The 23,820-nt window shown below is 73.4% G+C and carries 18 protein-coding genes and 2 pseudogenes; 13 read left to right on the top strand and 7 right to left on the bottom strand.

Going from position 1 to position 23,820, the window contains the following annotated elements:
- The first annotated feature begins 49 nt into the window (after positions 1-49).
- A complete protein-coding gene (locus P696_RS0116790) occupies positions 50-1,207 on the top strand; it encodes a hypothetical protein (RefSeq protein ID WP_026413245.1) in 1,158 nt (385 codons plus the stop codon).
- 144 nt (positions 1,208-1,351) lie between these two features.
- Here P696_RS0116790 and P696_RS58145 read toward each other — a convergent pair whose 3' ends face one another.
- Complete coding sequence (locus tag P696_RS58145; protein ID WP_026413244.1) at positions 1,352-1,723, bottom strand: hypothetical protein; 372 nt, start codon at positions 1,721-1,723, stop codon at positions 1,352-1,354.
- On the opposite strand from P696_RS58145, the pseudogene P696_RS59065 reads away from it, so the two are divergent.
- A pseudogene (locus P696_RS59065) lies at positions 1,605-2,087 on the top strand (MMPL family transporter); the annotation flags it as partial. The gene P696_RS58145 and the pseudogene P696_RS59065 overlap by 119 nt on opposite strands.
- Before the next feature lie 71 nt (positions 2,088-2,158).
- On the opposite strand, the pseudogene P696_RS59060 reads toward P696_RS59065, so the two are convergent.
- A pseudogene (locus P696_RS59060) lies at positions 2,159-2,794 on the bottom strand (sensor histidine kinase); the annotation flags it as partial.
- Positions 2,795-3,212: 418 nt separating this feature from the next.
- A complete protein-coding gene (locus P696_RS0116775) occupies positions 3,213-4,592 on the bottom strand; it encodes an outer membrane protein assembly factor BamB family protein (protein ID WP_026413243.1) in 1,380 nt (459 codons plus the stop codon).
- A 180-nt stretch (positions 4,593-4,772) separates the two neighbouring features.
- Here P696_RS0116775 and P696_RS46070 point away from each other — a divergent pair, with 180 nt between their 5' ends.
- Positions 4,773-5,201, top strand: a complete 429-nt coding sequence (locus P696_RS46070; protein WP_211245772.1) for an RNA-binding S4 domain-containing protein — start codon at positions 4,773-4,775, stop codon at positions 5,199-5,201.
- Here the strand turns inward: P696_RS46070 and P696_RS0116765 are convergent.
- Together P696_RS0116765 and P696_RS0116760 are read right to left on the bottom strand one after the other, a co-directional pair.
- Positions 5,176-6,516 carry a cytochrome P450 gene (locus tag P696_RS0116765; RefSeq protein ID WP_034485324.1) on the bottom strand — a complete coding sequence of 447 codons (1,341 nt, stop codon included), beginning with the start codon at positions 6,514-6,516 and terminating at the stop codon, positions 5,176-5,178. The genes P696_RS46070 and P696_RS0116765 overlap by 26 nt on opposite strands.
- A 58-nt stretch (positions 6,517-6,574) precedes the next feature.
- Positions 6,575-7,591 carry a zinc-binding dehydrogenase gene (locus P696_RS0116760; RefSeq protein WP_026413241.1) on the bottom strand — a complete coding sequence of 339 codons (1,017 nt, stop codon included), beginning with the start codon at positions 7,589-7,591 and terminating at the stop codon, positions 6,575-6,577.
- 155 nt (positions 7,592-7,746) lie between these two features.
- On the opposite strand from P696_RS0116760, the gene P696_RS0116755 reads away from it, so the two are divergent.
- Positions 7,747-8,379: a TetR/AcrR family transcriptional regulator gene (locus P696_RS0116755; RefSeq protein ID WP_026413240.1), complete on the top strand. Its 633-nt coding sequence runs from the start codon at positions 7,747-7,749 to the stop codon at positions 8,377-8,379.
- Between the two features lie 214 nt (positions 8,380-8,593).
- A complete protein-coding gene (locus P696_RS0116750; RefSeq protein ID WP_026413239.1) occupies positions 8,594-14,125 on the top strand; it encodes an ATP-binding protein in 5,532 nt (1,843 codons plus the stop codon).
- Positions 14,126-14,151: 26 nt separating this feature from the next.
- Here P696_RS0116750 and P696_RS0116745 read toward each other — a convergent pair whose 3' ends face one another.
- Positions 14,152-15,084, bottom strand: coding sequence for an MBL fold metallo-hydrolase (locus P696_RS0116745; RefSeq protein ID WP_026413238.1), 933 nt, complete (start codon positions 15,082-15,084; stop codon positions 14,152-14,154).
- Between the two features lie 179 nt (positions 15,085-15,263).
- On the opposite strand from P696_RS0116745, the gene P696_RS0116740 reads away from it, so the two are divergent.
- Positions 15,264-15,485 carry a hypothetical protein gene (locus tag P696_RS0116740; protein ID WP_026413237.1) on the top strand — a complete coding sequence of 74 codons (222 nt, stop codon included), beginning with the start codon at positions 15,264-15,266 and terminating at the stop codon, positions 15,483-15,485.
- A gap of 20 nt (positions 15,486-15,505) precedes the next feature.
- Here the strand turns inward: P696_RS0116740 and P696_RS0116735 are convergent, their stop codons facing one another.
- The gene (locus P696_RS0116735) at positions 15,506-15,943 is read right to left on the bottom strand and encodes an SRPBCC family protein (RefSeq protein ID WP_026413236.1); all 438 of its coding nucleotides are present in this window, start codon (positions 15,941-15,943) and stop codon (positions 15,506-15,508) included.
- Positions 15,944-16,065: 122 nt separating this feature from the next.
- Between P696_RS0116735 and P696_RS0116730 the strand changes: the two genes are divergently transcribed.
- The 7 genes from P696_RS0116730 (at position 16,066) to P696_RS0116700 (ending at position 23,717) form a co-directional block, all read left to right on the top strand.
- The gene (locus P696_RS0116730) at positions 16,066-17,274 is read left to right on the top strand and encodes a Tm-1-like ATP-binding domain-containing protein (RefSeq protein WP_026413235.1); all 1,209 of its coding nucleotides are present in this window, start codon (positions 16,066-16,068) and stop codon (positions 17,272-17,274) included.
- Entirely contained in the window at positions 17,271-18,101 is an 831-nt protein-coding gene (locus tag P696_RS0116725; RefSeq protein WP_026413234.1) for a phosphoenolpyruvate hydrolase family protein, read from the top strand. Before P696_RS0116730 ends, P696_RS0116725 begins: the two co-directional genes overlap by 4 nt.
- A gap of 162 nt (positions 18,102-18,263) precedes the next feature.
- Positions 18,264-19,601, top strand: a complete 1,338-nt coding sequence (locus P696_RS46065) for a cytochrome P450 (RefSeq protein ID WP_157429744.1) — start codon at positions 18,264-18,266, stop codon at positions 19,599-19,601.
- A 140-nt stretch (positions 19,602-19,741) separates the two neighbouring features.
- Positions 19,742-20,512 carry a class I SAM-dependent methyltransferase gene (locus P696_RS52520; RefSeq protein ID WP_051467761.1) on the top strand — a complete coding sequence of 257 codons (771 nt, stop codon included), beginning with the start codon at positions 19,742-19,744 and terminating at the stop codon, positions 20,510-20,512.
- Positions 20,509-21,504 carry an aspartyl/asparaginyl beta-hydroxylase domain-containing protein gene (locus P696_RS0116710; RefSeq protein WP_034485320.1) on the top strand — a complete coding sequence of 332 codons (996 nt, stop codon included), beginning with the start codon at positions 20,509-20,511 and terminating at the stop codon, positions 21,502-21,504. The genes P696_RS52520 and P696_RS0116710 overlap by 4 nt, the downstream gene beginning before the upstream one ends.
- Before the next feature lie 35 nt (positions 21,505-21,539).
- Positions 21,540-22,766, top strand: a complete 1,227-nt coding sequence (locus P696_RS46055) for a cytochrome P450 family protein (RefSeq protein WP_034485316.1) — start codon at positions 21,540-21,542, stop codon at positions 22,764-22,766.
- 24 nt (positions 22,767-22,790) lie between these two features.
- Positions 22,791-23,717 carry a LysR family transcriptional regulator gene (locus P696_RS0116700; RefSeq protein ID WP_026413232.1) on the top strand — a complete coding sequence of 309 codons (927 nt, stop codon included), beginning with the start codon at positions 22,791-22,793 and terminating at the stop codon, positions 23,715-23,717.
- Positions 23,718-23,820 lie beyond the last annotated feature (103 nt).

Genomic DNA, 23,820 nt, shown 5'->3' with positions numbered 1-23,820 from the left:
GGGGTTCAACCCTGTCCGAAACACCTCACACCCGGAGACCGAAACCCTCATGCGTACTGTGCTGCTGAGTTCCGTCCTGGGCGCGGCCCTCGCCGTCGCCGGTCCCACCGCCGCCCTCGCCGACTCCCCGTCCCGTCCGGGCGCGTCCTCGCGTCCCGACCTGCCGAAGGAGGTCTACGGCGGCGCGTGGAAGTCCCCCCACGTCCAGGGCATCGCCGTGGACCGGCGGCACGGCTTCATGTACTTCTCGTTCACCGACCTGCTGGTGAAGACCGACCTGTCCGGAAAGCCGATCGGCTCGGTCGTCGGCTTCACCGGCCACCTCGGCGACCTCGACTTCAACGACGAGGACGGCCGCGTCTACGGATCGCTGGAGTACAAGGAGGCCAAGTCCTTCTACATCGCGATCTTCGACGTCGACAAGATCGACCGCATGGGCATGAGCGCCGAGGAGTCGGGCGTCGTGTCGACCGTGTACCTCAAGGAGGTCGTGGACGACTACTCCGCCGACATGAACGGCGACGGCGTCTTCGACGGCAACATCGGCGCGACCCCCGACCACCGCTACGGCTGCAGCGGGATCGACGGCGTCGCGTTCGGCCCGGCCTTCGGCAAGCGCGGCGGCCCGCAGCGCCTGTCCGTCGCCTACGGGATCTACTCCAACACCGGACGCGCGGACAACGACTACCAGGTCGTCCTGCAGTACGACACCAAGCACTGGAAGAGCTACGAGAAGCCCCTCACGCAGGAGGCCCCGCACACCAGCGGGCCGTCCAGGACCGGCGGCAAGTACTTCGTCCACACCGGCAACACCACCTACGGCGTCCAGAACCTGGAGTACGACCCGAGCTCCGGCACCTGGCTGATGGCGGCGTACAAGGGCGTCAAGCCCGGCTTCCCGAACTACGCCCTGTTCGCCGTGGACGCCACGGCGAAGCCGAGGGTCGAGACGCTGAAGGGCCAGCCGAACGCCGAGAAGGGCAAGGTCATCCCCCTGTCCCCGCGCGGTGAGCTGGACGGCGCGACCGGCGTCCGCGGGTGGTCGGACTCGTCCGGCCAGTTCGGCCTGGTCGCCGTGGGCAAGGGCCTCTACTACGTCGTCGAGAGCGCCCAGATCACCGAGGGCGGCGTGAAGAAGCAGACCGCCCGCGCCCAGCTCCACCGGTTCACCGGCGCCACGCCCAACCCGTTCACCCGCGTGTCGTAGGTCCGCTCGTCCTGCTGCTCCGTCCGTACATCTCGCGGTGTACGGACGGGGCGGGGGTTACGGCTCGGGCTGTAAGCGGAGTGCCCTCTGAGGCCCGACGCGCCGGGACGGGGGGCGGAATGACGATGAGTGCCTGGTCGAGAGCTAGGAGGCACTCATCGTGAACGGAAGCCGGAAGGGTTCCGGAGGACGCCTGACGGCGGTCGTTTCGGGCAGGCGCGCCAAGTGGGGGGTGCTCGCGTTCTGGGTCGTTCTGCTGGTGGCGCTGGGGCCGCTTTCGGGGCGGCTCAAGGACGTCCAGAAGGACGACGCGGCGAGCTGGCTTCCGGCGGGCGCGCAGTCGACGCAGGTGGTGAAGCTGGACGAACGCTTCCGCTCCGGGGAGCCGGTCACCGCCGTGGTCGTGTACGAGCGTCCGGCGGGCGTCACCGCGGCGGACCAGGCCAAGGCGCGGGCCGACGCCGTGCAGAAGGCTCGGGACATCGCGTCGCGCGGGAGCGCGGGGCTGACCTTCAACGGGCAGACCTCGGGGATCCTGACCGTCCTGGTGTTCGGCGTCGCGACGGACTACGCGCTGCTGCTGGTCGCGCGGTACCGCGAGGAGCTGCGGCGGCACGCCGACCGGCACGAGGCGATGGCCGCCGCGCTGCGCCGCGTGGGCCCGGCGATCCTGGCCTCGGCGGGGACGGTCGCCGCCGGGATGCTGTGCCTGCTCGCCGCGACGATGAACAGCAACCGGGGTCTCGGGCCCGTGGCCGCCGCCGGTGTCATCGCCGCGCTCGCGGCGATGACGACCCTGCTGCCCGCGCTGCTGGTGACGCTCGGCCGGTGGATCTTCTGGCCGCTCGTCCCGAAGCACGAGCCGGGCGCTCCCCCGGCGGACGACGTCCGGGGCCTGTGGGGACGCGTCGGACGGCTCGTCGCGCGCCCGCCACCGCCCGCCGCCGTCCCGTCCACCGGTCCCCGCCCGTCGTCGTCCACCTGCACCACCAGCGCTCCGGCGGACCGCTCGATCCGCACCGTGATCGTCCTCGCCCGCGCGTGCCGCACCGCGTTGGTCACCGCCTCCTGGACGATCCGGTACCCGGCCAGATCGACCTCGACGGGCAGCCCGGCCGCCGCGTCCCGTCCGTCCAGCCGGACCGCGAGGCCCGCCGCGACCGCCTGGTCCAGCAGCTCGTCGACCCGTTCCAGCGACGGCGCGGGCGCCACCGCCGCCACGTCCTCGTCCACCTGCCGGAGCACGCCGAGCGCCGTCCGCAGCTCCCGCAGCGTCTCGCGGCTCGCTTGCTTGATCGCCTCCAGCGCGGTGTAGGCCCGCTCCGGCTCGTCCCGCCGGTGCAGCGCCGCCCCCGCCTGGACGTTGATCAGCGAGATCTGGTGGGCGAGCACGTCATGCAGCTCCCGCGCGATCCGCAGCCTCTCCTGGACGGCCCGCCGCGCCGCCTCCTGCTCGCGCGTGGCCTCCGCCTCCGCCGCGCGCCGCTCCGCCTCCTCCGTCCGGGCCCGCCGTCCGCGCACGTAGTGACCGAGCCAGACCGTGATGAGCAGGCCCAGCGCCAGCCACGCCAGCGCGTTGTCGTCCATGAGCCGCCGGCCGCGAACGAGCCCCGCCCCCACGGCCACCCCCACGACGACCCCGGCGACGGTCAGCGCCACCCATAACCGGCGCTCCACCGCCACCGTGAACAACGCGACCGGGAACACCAGCGCGATCGCGCCGCCCGGATACCCGAGCGGGTAGTACAGAAGCACCGCCGACGTCACGACGACGAGCACCGAGACCGGGAACCGCCGCCGCACCGCCAGCGCCGCCGCCGCCACCAGAACCAGCACCCCACCCCAGGGCCACAACGCCCGCTCCCCGGCAAGCCCCCGAACAGCCGGAGCCCCTAACCCCACCAAAGCCGCCACCACCGCGAACACCACGTCCCCACGCGAAACCCGCAGCCGCCGGATCAGCTCCACCGCCCCACCGTAACCATCCCGGACGAACCAGGCGCCCCTATGTTCCGTCACCGAGAACGACCGTCTGGACGACGTCAGCCCGCGAGCCGGCCTCAAGGTTGCGCAGCCTCACCACGCCATCCCCCACCCCACCCAGTTGGAAGAGCCCTTCGGGCAGCGACAACGGAATCCGAGCGAGCACGGCACCGGTGCGAGCGTCGTTGATGGTCAGGCGGTCGGCGGACTCACCACCGCGGTCACTGCTCAGCGAGTAGACACGGCCGTCCGCCGCCGCCACCGGCATCGAGGTGTTCAGCACGTACTGCTCGTCCTCGCCCGGATACCAGTACGTCCACAGCCTGCGGCCGGACGACACGTCGTTCGCGCAGATCCCGGTGACGACCTTGTGGGCCCGGTCCGTCCAACACGTGCCGACCTGCACCCCGCCACTGAACACCAGGTCGTTGTTCCTGGTGACCGTCCCTTCGGCACCCCGGGACACGGCGAGTTCGCCTCCGGTCCGCGCGTCGTAGACCGCCTCGTGGTCGCGTATCCAGACCGCGACGCGGTCATGGTCGAGGGCCTCGACCCTCACGGGCAGCGAGCGGGCGAATTCGCGCCCCGGCCGCCACCTCGCGAAGGTCTTGCCCCACAGCCGCCGCCCGGTGGTCGCGTCGAAGGACTCCACGGTCTCGTCGTCATGGCAGACATGGTTGACGATCACCGTGCTCGCCGTGGCGACCAGCCCGGAGCGCTCGCAATCGTCGGGGATCTGCCAGCGCACGCGGCCGGTCGCCGGATCCAGCGCGACCACTTTTCCGTCGATCTGGATCACCGCCGAGGCCTCGATGTTCGGGGCCCAGAATCCGTCGGGGATCACCGCCTTCCGGTCGATCCCCCGGTCCCAGACGACCTTCCCCGTCCGGATGTCCAGCATCGTGACCCGCGCCGGCGCCTCGGTCATATCGCCGTCGTGGTCATGACGGGCCCACACCGCCATCAGACGGCCGGTGTTCTCGTCGAGCGCGGCGGCCACGACGCGCCGCCGATGGCCGGTGAACGTCCAGTACACGCGGCCGGAGCGCAGGTCGGACACGATGACCGACTCCGCGTCGTGAAGGGCCTTGATGGCCACTCCTTCGAAGACGGCCGGTGAGTAGCGAAACGACGCGATCGTCTTCGTCGGGTTCTTCGGAGCCCCTGACGCCACGGCCGCAGGGAACGCGCCGTGCGGACCGTCCATCGTCCAGTCCGGACGAGGCCGCTCGCCCCAGACCGTCAGCCCGAGGCCGGACGCGACCAGCAGCGCCACGGCTGCCGCCGCTCCGGCCTTCGCCCAGCGCGGGATGGACGACCAGCGCCTGCCCGTGCGGGGCGGGTGCGCTGGAGGGGGCTCGGCGGACGACAGGAGGCCGGGCCGGGCCTGGGGTTCGGGCATGCCACCACTTCCGTACGGCGAACGGACGACATGCGGGGTGATCCACTTATAGCAGGATCACTTCCACAGTTGCCGTCAATCCCGTCAATGGCCCAGTTATCCGGCCATCGAGTCGTCCGGGCGGGGGTGATCGGGAAAATGGGGCGGGGGTGGGTGGGGGGTGGGGTTAGTCTGCGGATCATGTCAGGTGAGGAGACGGTGCGGGTCGATCTGTGGATCTGGTCGGTCCGGCTGTTGAAGACCCGGTCGCAGGCGACGGCGGCGTGCAGGGCCGGGCACGTGCGGGTGAACGACGAGCGCGCGAAGCCCGCCACGACGGTCAAGGCCGGGGACGAGGTGCGGGTCCGGGTCGAGGGCCGCGAGCGGGTGGTCGAGGTGAAGAAGGTCATCCGCAAGCGGGTCGGGGCGCCGGTGGCCGCGGAGTGCCTGGTCGACAACAGCCCGCCTCCGCCGCCGCGTGAGCTGACCATGCCGGCCGGGCTGCGCGACCGGGGCGCGGGGCGTCCGACCAAGCGGGACCGGCGGGAGATGGAGCGTCTGCGGGAGCAGGTGAACGCGCCGGTGTTCGGCGATCCGGACAAGATCAGGCGCCGGCTCGAGGGGAAGTGACCCCGGCGCGGGGCGTGAGGTCCATGCGGATGTCGCCCTCGGCCCACAGGACGAAGCGCTCGATCGGCGTGATCGACCGTCCCGGCGTGAGGCGGAACCGGAAGCGCTTCAGCAGGACGGCCAGGACGAGCTGCGCCTCGACCATCGCCAGGGCCGCGCCCTCGCAGCTTCGCGGGCCGAGTCCGAACGGGATGTGGGCGAGGCGCGGACGTCCGGCCGACGCCTCCGGGGTGAAACGGTCGGGGTCGAACCGCTCCGGGTCGGGCCAGTACCGGGGGTTCTTGTGGACGGCCCAGATCGGAAGGAAGATCGTCGTGCCCGCCGGGACGGTGTACTCGCCGAGCGCCACGTCCTCGGTGGCCTCGCGGGCGCCGTACGGACCCGGCGGGAACAGGCGCATGGCCTCCTTGAGGGCTCGGTCCAGGTAGGTCATCCGCCGGAGGTCGGCGTATTCGGGGACGGATCGTCCGCCCAGGACGGCGTCGACCTCGGCGGCGGCGCGCGTGGCCGCGTCCGGGTGGCGGGACAGCAGGTAGAGCGTCCAGGAGATGGCGACGCCGGTGGTGTGGTGGGCGGCGAGCATGGTCATCAGCACCGTGTCGCGAATGCGGGCCGGAGGGATGTCGGCCCTGGCCAGGGCCGAGACGAGATCGCTGCGGCCGGGCGTCACGCGGTGGGCGGCGAGGACGTCGTCCACGGTGCGGCGCAGGTAGGCCAGCGAGGACGCGGCGCGCGCCCCGGGCCCGCCTTCGACCTGGTAGAGGCGGGCCAGGTACTCGGTCAGGACGTCCTCGAACGCCGCGACGACGCGTCCCGACCGTTCCGGGGACAGGCCGCCGCCGAGCGCGTAGGCGCTGATCATGCGCAGCGACAGTTCGCTGAGGTCCTTCTGCAGTTCGACCTCGCCCTGCCGCGCCCACCGGTCGGCCAGCTGGACGGTCAGCTCGGCGAGGCGGCCGAAGTGGGCCTCGTGCGAGGGCCGTCCGGCCAGGACGGACAGGAGCACCCGCCGCCACAGAGTGTGCTCGGCGGCCGGGAGCGTCTGGAGGTTGCCCGCCTCCTGGAGCGGGGCCAGGAAGGCGAACAGGGCCTCCGGACGCTTGTCGATCCCGGCCACCGCCTCCAGCAGGAGGGGGTCGGCGACCGACACCGCCGGGTCCGCGCCGGGCAGGGCGAACCGGACGACCGGGCCGTGCTCGGCGTGCAGTTTCAGCTGGTAGTTGTGCAGGCCACCGGCCGCGGCGACGGCCTCCGCGCCGTCCTGCGGGGGCGGGCCGGGGATCCGGTCCAGGTCCGGGGTGCGGTCGCCTCGCATGGTGCCCTCCCGTGTCGCCTCGGCACCAGGCCTACCCGGGGACGGCGTGGAGAAGCCGTCAGGGCTTGAGGACGATGCGGATCGGGTCGCCCTCCTTGGTCTCCAGCGCGTGGACGGCCCTGGCGGCGTCCGCGAGCGGCATGACGGCGCTGACCGAGCGCGAGAAGTCGAGCCGGTGCGTCCGCAGGAGCTTGACGAGCTCGACGACGTGCTCGGGCGTGGAGCCGTAGTGCCCGAGCAGCTTCTTCTGGAAGAAGCTGAACAGGGTGCCGTCGGTGATCGTGATGGGCTTGTCGGTGAGGCCGACGAGGGTGAGGCGTCCGCCGGGGGCGAGGACCGAGACGGCCTGCTCGCGGACGGCGGGCACCCCCGCGAAGTCGAACGCGGCGGCGACGCCCAGGCCGCCCGTGGCGGTGAGGATCCGGTCCCGGAAGGCGGGGTCGGCGGGGTCGAGGGCGAGGTCCGCGCCGAACTCGAGCGCGCGCTCGCGGGCGGCGGGCAGCGGGTCGACCGCGATGATCGGGGCGGCCCCGGCCATCCTCAGCAGCTGGACGCCGTGCGCGCCGAGCCCGCCGACGCCCCAGACGCCGGCCGCCTCGGCCGGGCGGACCCCGGCGGTCGCGGTGATCGCGCCCCACGGGGTGGAGACCGCGTCCGGGACGAAGCACGCCTGCTCGAACGGCAGGTCGTCCGGGATCGGGACGAGGGTGTCGACGCGGGCGAGGGCGTACTCGGCCCACCCGCCGTCGTAGTCGACGCCGCGCGTGTAGGTCATGCCGCCGCGTTCCTCGCCCGCCTGGAGCAGGACGCGGTCGCCGACCTTCGCGCCGGTGACGCCCGGGCCGAGGGCGTGGACGGTCCCCGCGGTCTCGTGGCCGAGGGTGACGGCGTCGTCGGTGAGCAGGAACGGGGTCAGGGTGCCGTCGATGAGGTGGACGTCGGACAGGCAGACCCCGGCCGCCTCGACCTTGACCAGCACGTGGTCCGGACCGGGCTCCGGCACCGGCACCTCGTCGATCCGGAACTCCCGTCCGCCCTCCCCGGTGAAGTGAAGCCGTCCGGCCAGCATGCTCATCGCCTCCCGATCCGCCGCATCCCTGGGACGGGCGCGACGTTTGTAGCTCTATGTCCCTTTATTCCCCCCAACTCTCAACACTGTGTCGATGTTCCCGACGTAGCGTAGATCTCGACACCGTGTCGACGGATTCGACGTTGTCTAGGATCGAGAACATGACGACGTCACGGGCCTCGCGCGGCCGCCGCCCGTCCCGCCCGTCGGGCGACGAGCGCGAGGCGGCCATCCTCGCGACGGCCGAACGGCTGCTGGCCGAGCGTCCGCTGACCGAGATCTCGATCGAGGACCTGGCGTCCGGCGCGGGCATCTCCCGCCCGACCTTCTACTTCTACTTCTCGGGCAAGAAGGACGTGTTGCTCTCGCTGCTCGACCGGGTGGCCGAGGAGGCCGACCGCGCGATCGTCCCGCGCCCGCCCTCCCCCATCGCCGACCCGGCGGCCTTCTGGCGGGACGTCCTGACCGCGTTCCTCGGCGCCTTCGGCTCGCACCGCGCGGTCACCGCCGCGGCGGACGCGGCGCGCGCGACCGATCCGGAGATCGGGGCGCTCTGGTCGCGGCTCATGACGGGCTGGGTCGACCGGGACGCGGCGATCATCGAGGCCGAGCGGGCCGCGGGCGCCGCCGCGGACGGCCCGCCCGCGCGCGATCTGGCGACCGCCCTGAGCCTCATGGTCGAACGCTCGATGACCGCCCTGTTCACCGGCCGGGAGCCCGTCCTCGACCAGGACGACCTGATCGACACCCTGCTGCACGTCGTCCTGAGCGCCGTTTACGGCCCGGCGGCATGATCGCCCCGAAGGGGCGAAACAGCACACGGTGATAAGACCGTCACCGAGAGGCGGCGTACCGTTTGTGGGGTTCCCACAAGGCAGAGGGCCCGGCACGTGTGGCCGCACGCATTGGTGTGCAGGGCCGGAATCGGACAGGCTGGAGGACGGACTAGGCGACATCCCGGTGCCGGGTGTCGCCCATCGTGTTCACGGGTGTTTGGAGGCTCGGCCGGTGTTCAGGCGAATCGCGATCGTCAACCGCGGAGAGGCCGCGATGCGGCTCATCCACGCGGTCCGGGACCTCGCGGCGGAGACGGGGGCGCGGATCGAGACCGTCGCGCTGTACACCGACGCCGACCGCGCCGCGACGTTCGTCCGGGAGGCGGACGTCGCCTACTCGCTCGGCGCGGCGGCGGACCGCCCGTACCTGGACCTCGCGGTGCTGGAGCGGGCGCTGGTGGAGACCGGCGCGGACGCGGCGTGGGTCGGCTGGGGCTTCGTCGCCGAGGACCCGGCCTTCGCCGAGCTGTGCGACCGGATCGGCGTGACGTTCGTCGGGCCGTCCGCGGAGGCGATGCGGCGGCTGGGCGACAAGATCGGCGCGAAGCTGATCGCCGAGGAGGTCGGCGTCCCGGTCGCGCCGTGGAGCCGCGGCGCGGTCGAGACCCTGGAGGACGCGCTGCGCGCCGGGGAGGAGATCGGCTACCCGCTGATGCTGAAGGCGACCGCGGGCGGCGGCGGGCGCGGCATCCGGAAGGTGTCGTCGCACGACGAGCTGACCGACGCCTACGAGCGGACGAGCCAGGAGGCGCTGCGCGCGTTCGGCTCGGGTGTGGTGTTCCTGGAGCGCCTGGTCACCGGGGCGCGGCACGTCGAGGTGCAGGTGATCGCGGACGGCCAGGGCACCGCCTGGGCGCTCGGCGTGCGGGACTGCTCGGTCCAGCGCCGCAACCAGAAGATCATCGAGGAGTCGGCGTCGCCGGTCCTGGACCCGGAGCAGGTCGCGGACCTGAAGGCGTCGGCGGAGCGGCTCGCGCTGGCGGTCGGGTACCGCGGCGCGTGCACGGTGGAGTTCCTGTACCACCCGGGCGACCGGCTGTTCGCGTTCCTGGAGGTCAACACCCGCCTCCAGGTCGAGCACCCGATCACCGAGATCACCACGGGCACCGACCTGGTCCGGCTGCAGCTGCACGTCGCGGACGGCGGGCGCCTGGAGGGCGAGCGGCCGGAGGAGCTCGGGCACGCGATCGAGGCGCGGCTGAACGCCGAGGACCCCGACCGCGACTTCGCGCCCGCGCCCGGACGCATCGCGCGGCTGGTGCTGCCCGCCGGTCCGGGCGTCCGGGTGGACACCGGGGTCGGCGAGGGCGACCGGATCCCGGCCGACTTCGACTCCATGATCGCCAAGATCATCGCGTTCGGCCGGGACCGCGACCAGGCGCTCGGCCGCCTGCGCCGGGCCATGGCCGAGACCACGGTCGTGATCGAGGGCGGCGCGACCAACAAGAGCTTCGTGCTGGACCTGCTGGACCGTCCCGAGGTGATCGACGCGTCCGCCGACACCGGCTGGATCGACCGGGTCCGCGCGGACGGCGGCCTGGTCGCGCACCGGCACGCGGCCGTGGCGCTCGCCGCCGCCGCGATCGAGGCGTACGAGGAGCAGGAGCGGGCCGAGCGGCAGCGGCTGGTGGCGACGGCGTCCGGCGGACGGCCGCAGGCGCGGCACGAGTCGGGACGTCCGCTGGAGCTGAAGCTGCGCGGCGCCGCCTACCGGGTGCGGGTCGCGCGGGTCGGCGCGCGGCGGTTCCGGGTCGGGCTGGAGGCGGGCGACCAGGTCCGCACCGCGGACGTGGAGCTCGACCGCTTCGACCGGCACGCCGGGCAGATCGTGGTGAACGGCGTCCGGTACCGGCTGCTCACCGGCACGCACGGGCCCGTCCACCTGGTCGAGGTCGACGGCGTCGCGCACCGGATCAGCCGGGACGAGGGCGGCGTCGTCCGCTCCCCCGCGCCCGCGCTGGTGGTGGCGACGCCGCTCGCGGTCGGCGCGGAGGTCGAGGCGGGCGCTCCGGTGCTGGTGCTGGAGTCGATGAAGATGGAGACGGTGCTGCGCGCGCCGTTCAAGGCCCGGCTGAAGGAATGCCTGGTGTCGGTCGGCGGCCAGGTCGAGACGGGCGCGCCGCTGCTGCGGCTCGAGCCGCTCGTGGACGACACGGCCGAGGACGAGGCCGGCGAGGCGTCCGCGGACCTGGACCTGCCCGCCGTCGCCGACTCGCAGCCGCCGCACGAGCGGGCCGCCCACGGCCGCGGCGAGCTGCTCGGCCTGCTGCTCGGCTTCGACGCCGACCCCTACGACGAGCGCCGGACGCTGGACGACTACCTGGCCTCGCGCCGGGCCGCCGTGCGGCACGGGGACCGTCCGCTGGCGGGCGAGCTCGGCCTGCTCACGGCGTTCGCCGACCTCACCGAGCTCGGCCGTGACCGCGCGGCGGCCACCTCCTTCGGCGGGAACGTCGGCCGGGACGGGCACGTGCACAGCCCGCGCGAGTACTTCCACACCTACCTGCAGTGCCTGGACGTCGAGCGGGCCGGGCTGCCCGAGGACTTCCAGGGCAGGCTCCGCACCGCGTTCGCGCACTACGGCGTCACCGAGCTGGACCGGTCGCCCGAGCTCGAGGCGGCGGTGTTCCGGATCTTCCTGGCGCAGCAGCGGGCGTCCGCGCACGCGTCGGTCGTGACCGCGCTGCTGCGCGCCTGGCTGGAGGGGCCGCCGCCGGAGGAGGCCCTCGCCGAGCCCGCCGCGCTGGCGCTGGAACGGCTGATCTCCGCGACGCAGGTGCGGTTCCCGACGGTGTCGGACCTGGCGCGCGGCGTGGTGTTCGCGTGGTTCGGGCAGCCGCTGCTGCGCCGCAACCGCGCCCGCGTGTACGCCGGGGTCCGCCGCCACCTGCGGCACCTGGACACGATGCCGGAGTCGCCGGACCGCGCCGAGCGCGTCGCCGAGATGGTGCGCAGCACCGAGCCGCTGGTGCGGCTGCTCGGGCAGCGGCTGATCCGGAGCGGACGGAGCGGCGCGGGCGAGGCCGGACTGGACAACTCGGTCATGCTCGAGGTGCTGACCCGCCGCTACTACGGCAACAAGGAGCTGCTGGACGTCCGGACGGCGACGGCCTCGGGCTGCGCGTTCGTGGTCGCCCGGCGGCGGTCCGGTTCGTCGGTGGTGTCGGCGGCGGTCGGCTTCGAGCGGCTCGGCGCCGCGCTGGACGGCCTCGCCGAACTCGCCTCCGCCGACGGCGGCGGCGACAACGGCGACGCGATCGACGCCGACATCTACCTGTCCTGGGAGAAGCAGCCCGAGGACTTCGACGCCATGGCGGCGGCGCTTCAGCAGGTCCTGGCCGTCCACCCGCTGCCCGGGCGGGTGCGCCGCCTGACCGCGACGGTCGCGGGCAGCGGCGGCGCGGTGATGCACCACCACTTCACCTTCCGGCCGTCCCCGGACGGCATGGTCGAGGAGCGGCTGATCCGCGGCCTGCACCCGTACATCGCGCAGCGGATGCAGCTGGAACGCCTCAGCGCGTTCGACCTCACCCGGCTGCCGTCCTCCGACGAGGAGGTGTACCTGTTCCGGTGCGTCGCGCGGGAGAACCCGTCCGACGAGCGGCTCGTCGCGTTCGCGCAGGTCCGGGACCTGACCGCGCTGCGCGACCAGGACGGCGAGCACGTCGCGCTGCCGATGGCCGAGTACACGATCGCGACCTGCCTGGACTCGATCCGGCGGGCGCAGGCGCAGCGGCCGTCCAACAAGCGGTTCGCGACGAACCGGATCGTGGTCTACGTCTGGCCGCCGAGCGACCTGACCCGCGCCGAGCTGGAGCAGATCTTCGAGCGGGTGCTGCCGACGGCGGAGGCCGCGGGCCTGGAGGAGATGCTGTTCATCGGACGGCAGCGGGACACCGAGTCCGGCGAGCTGCGCAAGGTCGCCGTCCGGATCCGGTTCGACGCCGCGGGCGGGGTCGAGCTGACCGTGGGCGACCCGCCGGCCGAGCCGGTCGAGCCGCTGGACGACTACCGGCAGAAGGTGCTGCGGGCGCGCAGCCGCAGGACGGTGTACCCCTACGAGCTGACCGGGATGCTGGGCGACTTCGTCGAGCACGACCTGGACGAGGGCCCGGACGGGACGCACCGCCTGGTCCCGGTCGACCGTCCGAAGGGGCGCAACCGCGCCGCGATCGTCGCGGGCGTGGTGACGACGCCGACCGAGCGGCACCCCGAGGGCGTCGTGCGGGTCGTCCTGCTGGGCGACCCGACCAAGGCGCTCGGCGCGCTGTCGGAGCCGGAGTGCCGCCGCGTGATCGCCGCGCTGGACCTGGCCGCCGCGATGCGGGTGCCGCTGGAGTGGTACGCGCTGTCGGCCGGGGCCCGGATCTCCATGGAGTCCGGCACCGAGAACATGGACTGGGTGGCCGCGGCGCTCAAGCGGATCGTGGAGTTCACCCAGGACGGCGGCGAGATCAACGTCGTGGTCGCGGGCATCAACGTCGGCGCGCAGCCGTACTGGAACGCCGAGGCGACCATGCTCATGCACACCAAGGGCGTGCTGGTCATGACGCCGGACTCGGCGATGGTGCTGACCGGCAAGCAGTCGCTGGACTTCTCCGGCGGCGTGTCGGCCGAGGACAACTTCGGCATCGGCGGCTACGACCGGGTGATGGGCCCGAACGGCCAGGCGCAGTACTGGGCGCCGGACCTGCCGTCCGCGCGGGACGTCCTGATGGCGCACTACGACCACACCTACGTCGTCCCGGGCGAGACGGGGCCGCGCACGACCGGCACGTCCGACCCCGCCGACCGCGACATCCGGGACTTCCCGCACGTGGTCGAGGGCAGCGACTTCAGCCGGGTCGGCGACATCTTCTCGTCCGAGCACAACCCGGACCGCAAGAAGCCGTTCGACATCCGCACGGTCATGCGGGCGCTGTCCGACCAGGACCACCCGGTGCTGGAGCGGTGGGCCGGGATGGCCGACGCCGAGACCTCGGTGGTGCAGGACGTCCACATCGGCGGACGCCCGGTCTGCCTGGTCGGGATCGAGTCGCGGGCGGTGCCGCGGCGCGGCTTCCCGCCCACCGACGGCCCGGACTCCTACACGGCCGGGACGCTGTTCCCGCAGTCGTCGAAGAAGACCGCGCGGGCGATCAACGCCGCGTCCGGGAACCGTCCGCTGGTGGTGCTGGCGAACCTGTCGGGCTTCGACGGCTCGCCGGAGTCGATGCGCAAGCTCCAGCTGGAGTACGGCGCGGAGATCGGCCGGGCGATCGTGAACTTCGACGGCCCGATCGTGTTCACCGTGATCTCCCGCTACCACGGCGGGGCGTTCGTGGTGTTCTCCAAGGCGCTCAACCCGAACATGACGGTGCTGGCGCTGGAGGGGTCGTTCGCGTCGGTGCTGGGCGGCGCCCCGGCGGCGGCGGTCGTGTTCTCCGGCGAGGTCAACGCCCGGACGGCCAACGACCCGCGGGTCACGGGGCTGCAGGCGGAGATGTCGGGGGCGATGGGCGCCGAGGCGGTCGAGCTCATGGCGCGGCTGGCCGAGATCCGCGCGTCGGTCCGCGCCGAGAAGCTGGGCGAGGTCGCCGCCGAGTTCGACCGCGTGCACAGCATCCAGCGCGCCGTCGAGGTCGGCTCGGTCGACGCCATCGTGAGCGCCGCCGAGCTGCGTCCCCGGGTCATCGAGGCGATCGAGCGGGGCGTCCGGGGCTGACGTCCCCGGTGCGCCGCCCGGGCGCCTCAGGCCAGGCAGGTCAGGGGCCTCCCGCCGTTGTACTCGATCATCTCGAGGAAGGCGGCGCGGGTGTCGAGCGGCGCGCCGGGTTCGGCCCCGGCCCGCCCGGCCGCGCCGGGGAGTTCGTGGAAGGCCCGGTGCAGGTTGCCGACGACGCGTTCGGGGTCGGTCCAGTCGGCGAACTCGCCGAGGTCGGCCTCGCGGGCGGCCTGCAACGGGGTGAGTCCGGCGTCCGCGGCGTCCCGGGCGAGGGTCTGGATCCAGCGCAGGTAGCGCTCGGTCCGGTCGAACAGCTCGGGGCCGCCGACCGGCCCGTGCCCGGGCAGGACGTGCCGGGCCCCGAGCGCGCGCAGCCGGTCCAGCGCGGCGAGCGTCCCGGACACCGATCCCCACAGGACGAACGGGGTGCCGCCGTTGAACACGATGTCCCCGGCCAGCAGCGTCCGCCGCTCGGGGATCCACACCACGACGTCGTTGTCGGTGTGCGCCGGGCCCGCGTGGTGCAGCTCGACGCGGAGTTCCCCGAGGTGGAGGGTCATCCGTTCGGAGAAGGTGATGCTCGGCGGGGTGACCGGGACCTCGCCCCACTCCACGTCCGGCCACAGCCGCTTCACCAGCGTCCCCTGTTCGAGGACGGCGGGCGGGCACAGGTCGTGCCCGATCAGGCGCGCCCGGCCCGCGAACAGGTGGTTGCCGTGGGTGTGGTCGCCATGGTGGTGGGTGTTGACGACCGTCCGGACCGGCCGGTGGGTGACCGACGCGACGGCCTCGCGCAGCAGGCGCGTCCGCCGCTCGGTCGCGGCCGTGTCGACGAGCGTGACGGCGTCCGGTCCGACGAGCACGCCGGCGTTGCTGAGGCACCAGGTGCCGTCCGGCTGGATGTGGGCGTGGACTCCGTCGGCGATCTCCTGCAGGTACGGCTCGGGCACGGCGGGCATGCGCGTCTCCTCGGGGCGGGCGGGGCGATCGGCTCACAGAGAGATACCCGTGACCCCGGTCGCCAAGGGTCCGCTCCGGTGACGATCCGCGCGGCCTTGACGCCCGGCCCCCTTGACATGATCCACTACCGGAGTTGACTGTGCGCGAGGGATCATTCACCGGAAGGAGGCCCGGGGTCATGCCGACTCTGGACGCCGACGACGCCTACGCCGCGGCGCTGTCCGAGACCGCGCGACTTCTCAGGGAGGAGGCGCTGCTGAACGAGGCGCTCGCGGACCTCACCGGGGAGAACGCCGAACCCGGGCACCCGGGCTACGTGGAGCTCCCGGACCGCTCGGAGCACCTGGGCTTCGCCGGGTTCGCCGCGATCGGATCCCGGCCGCCGCGCGCCGACCCCTGAGGGGCAGCGCCCCTGGGGGATCAGCGGGACCCGGTGACGTGGGCCCCGAGTTCGGCGAGCCCCGCGGCGAAGACCTTGTCGCGGAAGAACGGCGTGAGCATGCCCGTCTCCGCCTCGTCCGCCTCGTAGTCGGCCCACCACTCGACGAAACTCGCGCCGGACGCGGTGACCGGCGCGACCCGGATCGTCGCGCGGTAGCGGCGGACCGGGAACGGGCTCTCGAGGAACTCGTAGGTCTGGGTGCGCTCGGCGTCGTCCAGCGCGGTCAGGCGCTCGACGAAGACGGCGTCGCCCGAGGTCAGGCGGCGGACGGCCCCGACGGTGCCGTCGTCGCCCTCCTGAAGGACGCAGGTCTCCAGCGCGGGGTGCCACTCGGCGATCCCGCCGAACGCGCGGACCCACGTCCACACGTCGTCCACCGGGGCGTCGATGACCGCGCTCGCGTAGGGCTTCGGCATGGCGCCATCATGGCCCACCCTCACGCCCCGTCCAAGGACCGGTGGCGCGCGCCCCGGGGCGGGGGCGTCCGACCGTGTCGCCCGAGGTAGCGTCGGGAGCGTCCAGGGAGGTGGGAAGCCTGATGGCTGGTGAAAACGGTCGGGTGGCCTATGTGGTCGGGACGTTCGACACCAAGGGCGCGGAACTGAGGTACGCGGCGGAGCTGGTGGCGGCGGCGGGGACGCCGGTCCGCACGGTGGACGTGTCGACCCGCGAGCATGACGCGAAGGGCGCGGACGTGACGGCGGCGGAGGTCGCGGCGTCCCATCCGGGCGGCGCGGAGGCGGTGTTCACCGGCGACCGCGGCACGGCCGTCTCGGCGATGGCCGTGGCGTTCGAGCGGTTCCTCACCGGACGCGGCGATGTGGCCGGGGTGCTCGGGCTCGGCGGCAGCGGCGGCACGGCGATGATCGCGCCCGCGCTGCGCGCGCTGCCCGTGGGCGTCCCGAAGCTGCTGGTCAGCACGGTCGCGGCCGGGGACGTCGCGCCGTACGTCGGGGTCAGCGACCTGGCCATGATGCACTCGGTGACCGACGTCGCCGGGCTGAACCGGATCTCCCGGCAGGTGATCGGGAACGCCGCGCACGCCCTCGCCGGGATGGTCACGCACCCGATCCCGCCCGCGAAGGACCGTCCGGCCGTGGCGCTGACGATGTTCGGCGTGACGACGCCGTGCGTGACGGCGGTCGCCGAGCGGCTGTCCGGCGGCCACGACACGCTGGTCTTCCACGCCGTCGGCACCGGAGGCCGGGCGATGGAGGCACTGGCCGGGGACGGCCTGATCAACGCCGTCCTGGACATCACCACCACCGAGATCTGCGACCTGGTCGGCGGCGGCGTGTTCAGCGCGGGCCCGGAACGGCTCGACGTGTTCGCTCGGGCGGACGTCCCGTACGTCGGATCGTGCGGCGCGCTCGACATGGTGAACTTCGGCGCGCGCGACACCGTCCCCGCGCGGTACGCCGACCGGCTGTTCTACGAGCACAACGCGCAGGTGACGCTCATGCGCACCAGCCCGGACGAGTGCCGCGAGATCGCGGAGTTCATCGCCGCGAAGCTGAACGCCATGGACGGGCCCGTGCGGTTCCTGCTCCCCGAGGGCGGGGTGTCCGCGCTGGACGCGCCGGGGCAGCCGTTCTGGGACCCGGAGGCCGACCGCGTCCTGTTCGAGACCCTGGAGGCCCGGGTCGAGCAGACCGCGGACCGGCGGCTCGTCCGGTCGCCGCACAACATCAACGATCCCGAGTTCGCCGCCGCGCTCGTCGCGGCCTTCCAGGAGGTCTCCCGATGAGTTTCGCGCGCGCTGAGCTGGTCGAGCGCTTCACCGACATGGCCCGGCGGGGCGAGCCGATCGTCGGCGGCGGCGCCGGGACGGGCCTGTCGGCCAAGTGCGAGGAGGCCGGTGGCATCGACCTCATCGTCATCTACAACTCCGGCCGGTACCGGATGGCCGGGCGCGGCTCGCTGGCGGGGCTGCTCGCCTACGGCAACGCCAACGAGATCGTCCTGGAGATGGCCGCCGAGGTGCTGCCCGTCGTGGAGCGCACGCCGGTGCTCGCCGGGGTGAACGGCACCGACCCGTTCCTGCTCCGCGGCCCCTTCCTGGCGAGACTGCGCGAACTGGGGTTCTCCGGCATCCAGAACTTCCCCACGGTCGGCCTCATCGACGGCGTGTTCCGCGCCAACCTCGAGGAGACCGGCATGGGCTACGCGCTGGAGGTCGAGCTGGTCGAGGCCGCCCGCGCCGCCGGCCTGCTGACGACGCCGTACGTGTTCTCGGCGGACGACGCGGTCGCGATGACCCGCGCGGGCGCCGACATCGTGGTCTGCCACATGGGCCTGACGACCGGCGGGGCGATCGGCGCGGAGACCGCCAAGTCGCTGGACGACTGCGTCGCGCTTATCGACGCGTGGTCCGAGGCGGCGCTGAACGAGCGCGACGACGTCCTGGTGCTGTGCCACGGCGGCCCGATCGCCGATCCCGAGGACGCGGCGTACGTTCTCGCGAACGCCAAGAACTGCCATGGGTTCTACGGCGCCAGCAGTATGGAGCGGCTGCCGACCGAGCGCGCCCTGACCGCGCAGACACGGGCGTTCAAACAGTTGCGCGGCCGGTAGGCCGGGTGGCCTCGGGCCGGGCGTCCGGTGGGCGTCCGGCCCGAGGGGGCGCGGTGGGGATTCTTCTTCGGCCATTCCTGACAATGGACATCGACCGGAGACAGGGTTAGTTTCCATGCAGTGATCACGGAAGCCCACTGTCCTCCTTGACCGGGGAGCCGCGTGGACAACGATGTGACACACGCTCGCACCGAGGAGAACCCCCGGTACGCACGTGGCCCGACTCCTGACCACCTGCCCGCCCCCTCACCCGCCGACTCCCGACCCGCCGCTCCCCCACCCGCCGCCTCCCGGCCCGCCTCCGGCGCCTCGTCGTTCGACCCCGTCCGCGCTCTGGCCGAGCCCGCGGCGCTCCCGAACCCGCACCCGGTGTTCGACGAGCTCCGTTCGCGCGACCCGGTCGCCTGGCACGACGGCCTCGGCACCTGGCTGCTGACCCGGCACGCCGACTGCGTCGCGGTGCTGCGGGACGGCGCGAGGTTCGGCGCCGACCCGCGCCGCGCCGGTGTCGCGATGCCGCCGCAGGCGGTGAGCGTCCAGACGCTCGACCCGCCCGGGCACACCGCCGCGCGCCGTCCGCTGGTGGACGCGCTGCGCGAGCTGGACCGCGCCGAGACCGCGCCGATGGTCGCCGAACGCGCCCGCGCCCTGCTGGACGGGCTGTCCGGACGGTCGTCCTTCGACGTCGTGACCGACTTCTGCGAACCGCTCACGGTGTCGACGATCTGCCGGTACCTGCGCGTCCCGGAGCCGGACCCGGCGTGGCTGGCGCCCGTGGCCGAGACCGTCGCGGCCGGGATGGACGGCGGGGTGTTCCCCGAGCGGCTCGAACCGGCGATGGCGGCGCGGGCGGACCTGTCGGCCCTCACCGACGGCTGGCTCGCCGACCCGCCGCCGGACGGGATCGTCCGGGCCGTGGCCGACGCGGTGAAGGCGGGCGAGCTGGACCGCGTGGTCGCCGCGAACACGCTGCGGGTGCTGCTGCACGCCGGGTACACCTCGGCGAGCAAGCTGCTGTCGCTCGCGGTCATCACGCTGCTGGAGCGGCCCGGCGCGCTCGAGGCGTTCGCCGCCGACCCGTCGCCGCGCGCGGTGGACGAGCTGGCGCGCTTCTGCTCGCCCGTCCAGGCGCTCGGCAGGGTGTGCGTCGCGCCCGCGGAGCTGGGCGGCAGGAAGATCGAGCCCGGCCAGGACGTGACGCTGTTCCTCGGCGCGGCCAACCGCGACCCGGCGCGGTTCGACGCCCCGCACGACCTCAGACCCGACCGGCATCCGAATCCGCACCTGGGGTTCGGCAGGGGCTCGCACTCCTGCCTCGGCGCGCCCTTCGCCGCCGTCCAGACGCGGACGGTGCTGGCCGTCCTCGCGGAGCGATCCGCGTCACTGCGCGCCCTGGGCGCGCCCGATTACCGGGTCGCCCTGACCCTGCGCAGCCCCGCCCGGATGCGTGTCGCGCTGGGCCGCGCAGGGTCGGACGTCCCGTCACCCATTGAGGAGTGAGAGAAGGGAGGACCCCATGAAGTACTGGCACTGATGAGCACCACATGAGGTTCGCGAGTTCGCGGCCGTCGTGCGACCGGCGGCCGCGAACGCCCGTCTTCCCACCGTCCACCCTACGCACAGATCCCGCAGGGAGAAACGTGTCGAACGGCGCCGCCCCGACCGCATTCAGCGATCCGTACGCTTTCACCCCCGGCTACTACGACCTGTTCCGCTCGGGCGAGGACGCGCTGCCGTCGGTGTCGTTCTTCGCCAACCTGACGCCGCCGGACGTGGACGCGCTGGAGATCGGGTCCGGCACGGGACGCCTCGCCCTCGCCGTCGCCGAGCGGGCCCGCACCCTGACCTGCCTGGAACGCTCCCCCACCATGCGGGCCGTGCTCATCTCCAAGCTCGCGCAGCGTCCCGACCTGCGGAGCAAGGTGACCGTGCTGCAGGGCACCGCGCCGGCCTTCGACCTCGGCCGCACCTTCGGCTACGTCTACATGGGCGGCGTGCTGGAGCACGTCCCGCCCGCCGAACGGCCGACGCTGTTCGCCGCGATCGCCGCGCACCTGGAACCGGGCGGCCTGTGCGTGATGGACACGGTGCTGCGCATGCCCGCGCCGGACCTCGAGGAACGCGTGATGGACGAGCAGGTCCTCGGCGACTGCCGGTACACCCTGTCGGCCGCGGCGGAACGGCTCGGCCCCGACCTGTCCCGGCTGCGCCAGACCTACCGGACGTACGTGCGCGGCGAGCTGATCGCGACCGAGCCGACCGAGCGGCTGCACAACATGCACCGGCCCGAGCCCGTCCTGAAGGACCTGGCCGCCGTGGGGCTGCACCCGGCGGAGGGCGACGGGCTCGCGCAGGCGACGCCCCTCCCGGACGATCCGGGCGCGGTGGTGGTGCGGAAGGCCGCGCCATGACGGCCGTCAGCGCGGAGACGCGGATCCCGACGGCCGTCCCGCTGGACCGGGTCTACGACGCGGACGTGCTCGCCGCCGAGGCGGAGGCGCTGCGCGACTCCACCTGGAAGGCGCAGCGCTCCTACGGCCAGGAGGGCCTGCGCCGGGAGGCGGAGATCGACTGGCGGATCCTGTCGCTGCGCTCCCCGGGCGGCGACCTCGCGCTCACGGACCCGGGCGGCGCGGGCCTGGTCCCGCACGCCGACACCCCGTACCTGGCGCGGACGCCGTACATGGCCGGGCTGCTCGCGGGCATCCCCGCCCCGCTGCGGGCCGTCCGGCTGATGGCGCTCGGGCCGGGCGCGCGCTGCCACGAGCACCGGGACGGCAAGTGCGGCTACCCGTGGGGCGCGATGCGGCTGCACGGCCCGGTCATCACCAACCCGGGCGCGGTCGTGGTCATCGGCGGCGAGGAGCGGCACGGGGACGCCGGACGGCTCTGGTTCGGCGACTTCGACCGGCTCCACTTCGTCCGCAACGACGGGGACGCGCCGCGCGTCCACCCGGTGATCGACGTCGGGCTCACGCCGGAGCTGCTCGCCCTGTTCCCCGCGGAGTTCCGCGACCGGCTGCCGTGGCGGGACGTCCTGTACGCGCGCTCCCCCAAGCCGCTGAGCCCCACCGACATGGACGCGCTGACCTGCGAGTTCGACATGCCCGCCGCGGTCCCGGACTGGTCGGAGGACGACGACGGGACGCCGCGTCCGGACGTGCCCGGCTCGGTGCGCGTCGCGGACGGACGGCTCGTCCTGTGCGGCGGGGACGGCGCCCCGCTGTTCGCGCTCGTCCACGTCGGGTCGGGCGAGTTCCGGTTCGAGGGCTGGACGGAGGAGCGCACCCTCCAGCTCGACCTCGACTCCGGCGAGCCGTGCGCGCGGTGCCGCGTGCGCCGCGGCACCTCGGTGACCGACGCCGTCCGCCCCGCCCGTCCCCACTCCTCCCGCCAGCCCTGACCGCCCCCCGAACACTCCGCCAGGAAAGGACCTGAATGACCACTGAAACCACGCACAAGGTCTTCGACCTCCCCCGGGACTTCGCGCAGTGGCTCGACCCGTACTCGCTGTTCGCCGAGATGCGCGCCGAGTCGCCCGTGCACCGCGTGCGGATGCGCGGCAAGGTCGACGCCTGGGCCGTCACGGGCTACGAGGAGGCCGTGTTCGCGCTCAACGACCCCCGGTTCTCCGCCGACCTGGAGGCCGCGCCGCGCATCGTCGCCGGGCTGCCGCCGGAGCGCCGCCGCAACGTCCTGATGGAGAGCCTGCTCGCGAGCGACCCGCCCGACCACTCCCGGATGCGCGCCATCGTGGCGAAGGCGTTCACCGCCCGCCGGGTCGCCGGGCTGGCCCCGCGCGTCCAGGAGATCGTGGACGAGCTGCTCGACACGTGCGCCGCGGACGGCCGGGGCGACCTGGTCGAGGGGCTGGCGCTGCCGCTGCCGATCGCGGTGATCTGCGAACTGCTCGGCGTGCCGTTGGCGCGCGAGCGGTTCCGGAACTGGTCGGTGGGCCTGGCGATGCCGCCCGCGGACGGCGCGACATTGGAACGTGCCGACGCCGCCCGCGCCGAGATGTCGGAGTTCTTCCTGGAGCAGATCGCGCTGAAGCGCGCGCGGCCGGGCGAGGACCTGCTGAGCGCCCTGGTCACCGCGCACGCCAACGAGGACGTCTCCGACGACGAGCTCGTCGGCCTGACGATCATGCTGTTCCTGTCCGGGCACGAGACCACGCTGTGCTTCCTCGCCAACGCCGTCGTCACGCTGCTCACCCATCCCGACCAGCTCGCCGCGCTGCGGGCCGACCCGGACCTCATCCCGCGCGCGGTGGACGAGCTGCTCCGCTTCGACGGCCCGGTCGCGCGCGGCGTCGCCCGGTTCACGCTGGAGGACGTCCCGATCGGCGGCACGGTCATCCCGCGCGGCGAGATGGTCATCGTGTCGATCGGCGCGGCGAACCGCGACCCGGCCCGCTACCCCGACCCGGACGTGCTGGACGTGTTCCGCGAGAACAACCCGCAGATCGGGTTCGGGCACGGGATCCACCACTGCCTGGGCGCGGCGCTGGCCCGGCTGGAGATCGTCACCGCGCTGACGACGCTGCTGCGCCGCTTCCCGGACCTGGCCCTCGCGGTCCCGGTCGCCGACCTGCCCCGCCATCCGGGGATGCTGCGCGGGCTGAAGCAAGTCCCGGTCACCTTCACACCCGACCGCTCACAATGACCGTTTCCCAATACACTCGAAGGTGTGAGCCATAGGAATTCCCATGGGCCGCTCGACCTGGCGCAGTTGCGGACGTTCCTCGCCGTCTACCGCGCCGGGTCGCTGACCGCCGCCGCGCGGCTCGTCGGGCTGTCCCAGCCGACCGTCACGACGCAGCTGCGCGCCCTGGAGGAACGCACCGGACGCCAGCTGTTCGAGCGGCTGCCGCGCGGGGTCACCCCCACCCCGGCCGCCGACGACCTGGCCGCGCGGCTGGCCGCCCCCATGGACGCCCTGGAGGCCGTCGCCGGGGGCGGCGCGGCCGACGAGCCCGCCCCGGAGCCGCCGGTCCTGCTGGCCGGGCCCGCCGAGTTCCTGTCGGCGGCGGTCGTCCCGGCGCTCGGGCCGCTGACCTCCCGTGGCGTGCGGCTGCGGATCGTCACCGGCGTCGCGGAGGACCTGCTGGCCGGGCTGCGCGCCGGACGCTTCGACCTGGTGGTGTCGACGATCCGCCCGCGCGGCCGGGCGCTGCTCGCCGAGCCGTTCGCGGACGAGACGTTCGTCCTGGTCGCGGCCCCGTCCTGGGCCGAGCGCGTCGGCCCGGAGCGCCTGGCCGCCGACGGGCCCGCGGCGCTGGCGGACGTCCCGCTGCTCTCCTACGCCGAGGACCTGCCCATCCTGCGCCGCTACTGGCGCCACGTCTTCGACACCAGGCTCACCGCGGAACCCGCCCTGGTCATGCCCGACCTGCGCGCGATCAAGGCCGCCGCCGTCGCGGGGCTCGGCGTGACCGTCCTGCCGCGCTACCTCTGCCAGGCCGAGCTGACCGATGGCTCACTGGTCCCCCTGCTCACCCCGGAGGACCCGCCGATCAACACCGCGTTCCTCGTCCAGCGCACCGGGGCCCACCCGTCCCCGCACGTCGGACTCGTCCGCGAGCACCTCCGGACGCTGGCCCACCTGTCCTGCTAACCCATCAGAATCCCAATGGACGGCATAGGACTGTCTATTGGTAGGGCCGAGAACACCCCGACTACGCTCCGGTCTGGTGAACGAACCCCCGGTTCGGGCACAT

It is taken from the genome of Actinomadura oligospora ATCC 43269, from assembly GCF_000518265.1.
GTDB classification, from domain to species: Bacteria; Actinomycetota; Actinomycetes; order Streptosporangiales; family Streptosporangiaceae; genus Spirillospora; species Spirillospora oligospora.
The sequence above is the reverse complement of the archived record's forward strand: the minus strand, read 5'-3'. Positions and strand labels throughout refer to the sequence as shown.

Bases quoted from the DNA above. Each gene is read 5' to 3' on its own strand.
- P696_RS0116735 (WP_026413236.1), bottom strand. From the start codon at position 15,943: ATGCCGAAGCCCTACGCGAGCGCGGTCATCGACGCCCCGGTGGACGAC.
- P696_RS0116790 (WP_026413245.1), top strand. From the start codon at position 50: ATGCGTACTGTGCTGCTGAGTTCCGTCCTGGGCGCGGCCCTCGCCGTC.
- P696_RS0116765 (WP_034485324.1), bottom strand. From the start codon at position 6,516: ATGCGAGGCGACCGCACCCCGGACCTGGACCGGATCCCCGGCCCGCCC.
- P696_RS0116775 (WP_026413243.1), bottom strand. From the start codon at position 4,592: ATGCCCGAACCCCAGGCCCGGCCCGGCCTCCTGTCGTCCGCCGAGCCC.
- P696_RS0116755 (WP_026413240.1), top strand. From the start codon at position 7,747: ATGACGACGTCACGGGCCTCGCGCGGCCGCCGCCCGTCCCGCCCGTCG.
- P696_RS0116745 (WP_026413238.1), bottom strand. From the start codon at position 15,084: ATGCCCGCCGTGCCCGAGCCGTACCTGCAGGAGATCGCCGACGGAGTC.
- P696_RS46055 (WP_034485316.1), top strand. From the start codon at position 21,540: ATGACCACTGAAACCACGCACAAGGTCTTCGACCTCCCCCGGGACTTC.
- P696_RS0116710 (WP_034485320.1), top strand. From the start codon at position 20,509: ATGACGGCCGTCAGCGCGGAGACGCGGATCCCGACGGCCGTCCCGCTG.
- P696_RS46070 (WP_211245772.1), top strand. From the start codon at position 4,773: ATGTCAGGTGAGGAGACGGTGCGGGTCGATCTGTGGATCTGGTCGGTC.
- P696_RS0116760 (WP_026413241.1), bottom strand. From the start codon at position 7,591: ATGAGCATGCTGGCCGGACGGCTTCACTTCACCGGGGAGGGCGGACGG.
- P696_RS0116725 (WP_026413234.1), top strand. From the start codon at position 17,271: ATGAGTTTCGCGCGCGCTGAGCTGGTCGAGCGCTTCACCGACATGGCC.
- P696_RS0116730 (WP_026413235.1), top strand. From the start codon at position 16,066: ATGGCTGGTGAAAACGGTCGGGTGGCCTATGTGGTCGGGACGTTCGAC.
- P696_RS0116740 (WP_026413237.1), top strand. From the start codon at position 15,264: ATGCCGACTCTGGACGCCGACGACGCCTACGCCGCGGCGCTGTCCGAG.